This window comes from Bacillota bacterium (assembly GCA_024655925.1).
In the GTDB taxonomy this organism is placed as follows: Bacteria; Bacillota; DTU025; order DTU025; family JANLFS01; genus JANLFS01.
In genome coordinates this window covers 1-1,151 of the sequence record JANLFS010000147.1, presented here as the reverse complement: position 1 = coordinate 1,151, position 1,151 = coordinate 1, and the positions used below count along the sequence as shown (strand labels likewise).

General features: G+C 56.4%; 2 protein-coding genes. Both read right to left on the bottom strand.

Translation table 11 applies throughout. The annotated features are described in order from the left end of the window. The coding region (locus tag NUW23_14975; protein ID MCR4427463.1) for a branched-chain amino acid ABC transporter permease at positions 1-701 on the bottom strand (701 nt) is incomplete at its 3' end. A 23-nt stretch (positions 702-724) separates the two neighbouring features. Beyond that, on the bottom strand, positions 725-1,151 hold a 427-nt coding region (locus NUW23_14970), incomplete at its 5' end, for a methyltransferase (GenBank protein MCR4427462.1).

The following is a 1,151-nucleotide window of genomic DNA, read 5'->3' as shown; positions in this document are numbered from 1 at the left end:
CCAGCTAGGATAAAGGCAATGAATGCTTTCATCCGTAACGGGCCGCCCATCTCGGCGCTAACGTAGAAAATCGGCGCTACCAACAGCCCGGCCAGCCCGGCAAGGCCCGCGCTGAGCCCATATGTCCACGAGATGCTCCGGTTCACGTTGATCCCCATTACTTGTGCCGCCTCGCGATCCTGAGCCACGGCTCTCATGGACTTGCCAAGGAGTGTTTTCTTGAAGAACAGGTGAAGCGCGACAACTGCGATCGTGGTAACGAGCAGGATAGCAATGTTGTCGGGGACGATCAGGACAGATCCGACTATCAGTGGGTCCGAACCGAACACAGACGGGAACGCGAAGACATCAGCGCTGAAGATGATCCTCATGAGATTGCGCAGTACTATGCCGATGCCTATAGTGGCGATGAGGTAGTTCTGGCCGGGCGCCCGGAGCAGAGGTCTGAACGCAACACGTTCCACCAACATGCCGGTTACGAAGCACGCGGCAAAGGCGCACAACCCGGTCAGCACAAAAGCAGTCACCCCGCTTCTATACGCCACAAAAGCAGCAATACCACCTAAGGCCACGAGGTCAGCGTGCGCGAAATTGAACACGCTGACAGCTTGATAGATCATTACAAGGCCCACCGCCACGAGGCTGTAGAGGCTCCCCAGGCATATGCCCTGAATGACCTGTTCAATGAAGAAGGCGCCCATGCGAGTCTTCTCACCCTCTCAGTCTAGTCCTTCTGAGTGTTCCGATCGGGTGACCGATCAAAGGGACGATGGCCGAAGCTGGCCAATCGGGAGAACATGGCCTCGATATTCTCGGGTGGCACATCTGGCTGGATGTTGTGAACGGCAGCAGCGATGTACCCACCCCCGGGGGCGAGATCCATGATTCGCCTTTCCACTTCCAGACTCACGTCCTGGAGAGTTCCATGAGGCAACACGTGCTGTGTGTCTATGGCTCCCCAAAAAACTACTCGGTCACCGAATTGCTCCTTGAGTGCGGCTGTGTCGCCCATACCCTCCGCTGCTACCTGTACCGGATTGATGGCGTCGATGCCGATCTCGATGAGGTCATCGAGGAGTGACACGACTGACCCGCAGCAATGGAAAAGAATCTTGCCGTCTGTACGCTCCTTGATGAATTCGATTAGTCGC